5 protein-coding genes are annotated in these 4,278 nt (G+C 50.0%); all 5 read left to right on the top strand.

Annotation, left to right across the window (positions count from 1 at the left end):
• The first annotated feature begins 84 nt into the window (after positions 1-84).
• A complete protein-coding gene (locus tag ACYC56_RS12685; RefSeq protein WP_461374542.1) occupies positions 85-717 on the top strand; it encodes an RNA polymerase sigma factor in 633 nt (210 codons plus the stop codon).
• The gene (locus tag ACYC56_RS12680; protein WP_461374541.1) at positions 714-1,817 is read left to right on the top strand and encodes a DUF2275 domain-containing protein; all 1,104 of its coding nucleotides are present in this window, start codon (positions 714-716) and stop codon (positions 1,815-1,817) included. The genes ACYC56_RS12685 and ACYC56_RS12680 overlap by 4 nt, the downstream gene beginning before the upstream one ends.
• Before the next feature lie 182 nt (positions 1,818-1,999).
• A complete protein-coding gene (locus ACYC56_RS12675) occupies positions 2,000-2,557 on the top strand; it encodes a LemA family protein (protein ID WP_461374540.1) in 558 nt (185 codons plus the stop codon).
• Positions 2,558-2,653: 96 nt separating this feature from the next.
• Positions 2,654-2,923: a hypothetical protein gene (locus ACYC56_RS12670; RefSeq protein ID WP_461374539.1), complete on the top strand. Its 270-nt coding sequence runs from the start codon at positions 2,654-2,656 to the stop codon at positions 2,921-2,923.
• Between the two features lie 168 nt (positions 2,924-3,091).
• The coding region (locus tag ACYC56_RS12665; RefSeq protein ID WP_461374538.1) for a Hint domain-containing protein at positions 3,092-4,278 on the top strand (1,187 nt) is incomplete at its 3' end.

Genomic DNA, 4,278 nt, shown 5'->3' with positions numbered 1-4,278 from the left:
CTCATCCGGAAATTCGAATTTCCGGATGGAAACTAAGTAACATTGCTTATGAGATTTCCTCACTTCTTCTTAGGAGAAAACGCTTTGCCGGAAATACCTGACCCAGTGGATGCACAGAACCGGATTATCGAAGATGATGATGCCGGTTTTGTCACCCGCTGTCGTCAGGGAGATACCGAGGCCTTCTCACAACTGGTCAGGAGACATCAAAAAAAGATGCTCAATGTGGCCTACCGGATGATCGGGGATTACGATGAAGCCTGTGATGTGGTGCAGGAGGCCTTCCTCTCCGCCTTTCGGGCCATCGGAAAATTCCAGGAAGAGGCCCGATTTTCTACCTGGCTCTGCAGCATTGTCCTGAATCATTCCCGAAATCATTTGAAGCAACGAGCTGCCCGTTCCCACCGCGAAGGGATGTCCCTTGATGATTCCATTAAGTCGGGAAATGGAACTTCTTCAATCGAACATTTTTTCCAGGATGTATCGGTTATCGAGCTAATTGAAAAGCGGGAGTTGGAGGCCAAGGTACAGAAATGTATCGGGTCCCTTGATAGCGAGCAAAGAGAAGTTCTGGTCCTTCGGGACATCCAGGGGTTCTCCTATGAAGAAATCGGTCTGACCTTGAAACTTCCCCAAGGAACGGTCAGATCGAGGCTCTTCCGGGCCAGAAACGCATTAAAAGACAGCCTGCTAAGGGTATTAGGTGATCTGCGATGACCTGCCAGGAAATCCAAAATCTGCTTCCGGCCTTTCTGGAGGACCTCCTTCCCCCGGAAAATAAAAAGTCCATTAAGAGTCATCTCGCCTCTTGTATCCTCTGCTATCGAAGCTTGGAGGCCCTGAAAAGGGGAGAGGATCTCGTTAAGGGTCTTGAAGAAGTGGAGCCGCCGCCTTTCTTCGAACAAAGGATCATGGCCCGGGTCAGGGAGGAAGCCGGGCGGAAACAGGGGATCCTCCGGAAGTTCTTCTATCCGCTGCATATCAAAATTCCTATCCAAGCCATGGCCACGGTTCTTATCGCCGTCCTGGCCTTCTATGTCTATCAGAAAAACGAACCGGAGATGAAACAACGGACTCCTTTTCCTATACCATTAACCGAATCCGGAAAGAGTCAGATTAAGGCTGAAACACCTAAGGCTCCCGCTCCCCCCTCAGTTGTTTCTTCTCCCAGGAGGGCGCCTGCCGCGGCCCTTCTTGACAAGGGCCGGCAGCGGTTCGCCGCCCCCCCCCAGATCGTGAGAAGCGAGAGAGGAGACAGGGCAGCCGATTTGACGGGACCGAAACTCGAAGGAAGCCCCTTAGCCGAAAAATCCGAGGCTCTGATCACGGTGTCGAGGGAAAAGGAGGTGTCTCCGGCCGGTGCGCAGGCCTTGGGCAGGACCCAGGGAGGGGTCGAAAAGAAGGAGGCCGCCGAGGCCCTTGGTGCGCTTCCGTCGGAACAAAAACGGAAAGGCAAGATGGCCGAAACAAGCGCCTTGGCTGAGAAAGACCAAATTTTGAAAGCCGCCCCGGCCGCATCAAAGTTAATGGCTGCTCCGGCTAAAAAACAAATGGTTGTTGATATAACCATTCAGGTTGGAGATGCGGCCGTTGCCGTCGGGGAGATTGAAGATCACCTTGGACAGACAGGCGGCCGGATCATCGAGAATCTGCGCCGGGCGGGAGGGATATTCCTGAAAACCGAAATCCCTGCTCAGAAATTAGAAAACTTTCTGGGCCGCTTAGAAGCGGTTGGTAGAGTTAACCTGAATAAAAACGTGATTAACCTTCCGGATGGAAAGGTGACGGTCAACATCCAAATTGTCACCACCCCATGAAAGAGAATATTCTGAAATAATTCTGTAAGATTGGCGTAGAACAGACAATGACGGAATTGTAAATGTATTTTCCTGCGTCAACTGATTGGATGAACCGTAACAATCCAATGGTACCATACTTATTTTTAACCCTAAGAAAATTAAATTTGAACATTATTTTTTGCCAAAAATGAGGAGGGATCATGGTTACTTTACTGATAATTATTCTTGTAGTAGTTGTCCTGGGTTTGTTGGTGATTGCCCCTTACAACGCCTTGGTTCGCGGTCGGAACGAGGTCAAGAGTGCCTGGAGTTCCATTGATGTGCAGCTTAAGCGTCGCTATGATCTGATCCCCAATCTGATAGAAACAGTCAAGGGCTATGCCGGACATGAACGACAGACTTTAGAAGCGGTCGTTCAAGCCAGGCAGCAGGCCATTAACTTCAGCGGTAATGCTGAAGAGCGGGCCAAGGTTGAAAATAACCTGACCACAGCCCTGCGATCATTATTTGCTGTGGCCGAGTCCTACCCGGATCTCAAGGCCAACCAGAACTTTCTGGCCCTACAGGAAGAACTGGCCAATACGGAGAACAAGATCGGTTTCTCCCGCCAATTTTATAATGATATGGCCAAGCAATACAAGAATAAGGTAGAGATGTTCCCGAGCAACATCGTGGCCAATTTATTTGGGTTCAAGGTGGAGCCTTTTTTCGAGGTTGAGTCCGCTGGGGATCGGACCACCCCTCAGGTGAAGTTTTAAAAAGAGTTGGATAATAAAAAGATAAGGGCGATTCTTCAAAAGGATCGCTAATGCGGAAGCAAGGATAATCCAATTTTTGCAAGGAGGGAGGTTGTTATGATAGAAACACTCTATAACATCGGCTGGTCTTTGATTTTTTCAATTGTTGGAGCGGTAATCGGGATAATACTGGTGCTCGCCTCTTCACTAATCCTTCCGGTACTCATCAATCGCCTGACCCCAAATATCGACGAACAAAAAGAGATAGCCCGCGGTAATTCAGCGGTCGGGGAATACTTCGGCCGCGTTGTGGGATCAGCCATCCTGGGAATCAGTATCGTCGTGGCCGCAGCGGTATTGGGCGGGATTATTGCGGCCTTGCATTAGAAAAATCAAGGGTTTAAGGAAAGGGGATTTTATCAGGTTGCCGATAGAGGGCGGAAGGTGCTTATGAAAAAGCTTTTCGGATTGGCAGGTTTGGTTTTGATATTGATTTTTCCGGTTCTTTCCTGGGCTCGGGGCGGCGGAGGATGTCTGGAAGAGGGTACGCCGGTTATGACCCCGAAAGGCTTGATCGCCATTGAAAAGCTTAAAACAGACGACCGGGTTTGGAGTATTACCGGGGGAAAAATAAAGGAGTCCAGGGTTCGGGCGGTTATGGCCGTGCAACCCGAAAAATACCTGGAAATTTCCGCGGGGGAAGCCTGTCTGAGGATTACCCCGGAACATCCGGTGATGACGGCCCCAGGAGAATATGTTTTGGCCGAACACCTTATTCCTGGTGACAAGATTTTTTTGGCCAAGAAAGAGAGATTGACAGCTACTCCGATCCAATCCATTCACCCTCTTCAGGCTAAACGCCCGGCTTATAATCTATTGGTCAGCCCGGGCGGGACATTTATTGCCGGAAATTTTGCTCTGCACAATAAAGGTTGCTTTTTGCCTGACAGCCCGATCCTGATGGCCGATGGCCGGGAAACAAAGATCAGTGCCGTCAGGCCGGGTGATTTGCTTTGGGCCTTTAAGCCTGACGGCCACTTAGTCTCCACCAAAGCCCGATTCATTATTACGCATGAGGTAGAGGAATATTGCCTGATAAAAACCGACCGGGCCACCCTTCGAGTAACAGAGGAGCATCCTTTCTATGTGGGCCAGGGGAAATTTAAGACAGTCGAGGCCCTAAAAACAGGGGATACCGTCATGGCCTTTGATGGCAAATGGCTGGCGGGACAGCGAATCATCTCTTTGGAAAGAATTCATCAAAAGACACTGGTTTATAATCTCCAGACCGATCAACCCAATACCTTCTTCGCCCATGGCCTGGCTGTCCATAACAAAGGCGGGGGATGCTTTCCAACCGGGACCGCCATCACGACCCCGAAGGGGACAAAGGCCATTGAGCAATTGGCTGCCGGTGATGAAGTCCTGGCAGTTGATGCCCAAGGACAACCCGTTCGAACCCAGGTTAAAACCATCTTTGTCAATCGAAGTCCTCTGGTGAAGGTTGAAACCGGAGAAGGGGAATTCCTGATTACCGTGGACCATCCGATAAGTATTGGGCTAGGAAGATTTCGGCAGACAGGCGACCTCCGTGCCGGAGATCGTATCAGTCGGTTGAAAGACGGCCGCCTGATCGAGGAGAAGATTTGTGGAATAAATTATGCTGCCGGCCAGGGGCTGGTTTTTAATCTGGAGGTTGATAAGCCGCACACCTTTATCGCCGAAGGCTTTATTGTCCATAA

Source organism: Candidatus Aquicultor sp. (assembly GCF_054640775.1).
Note: the sequence above shows the minus strand (reverse complement) of the source record. Positions and strands in the feature narration are given on the sequence as shown.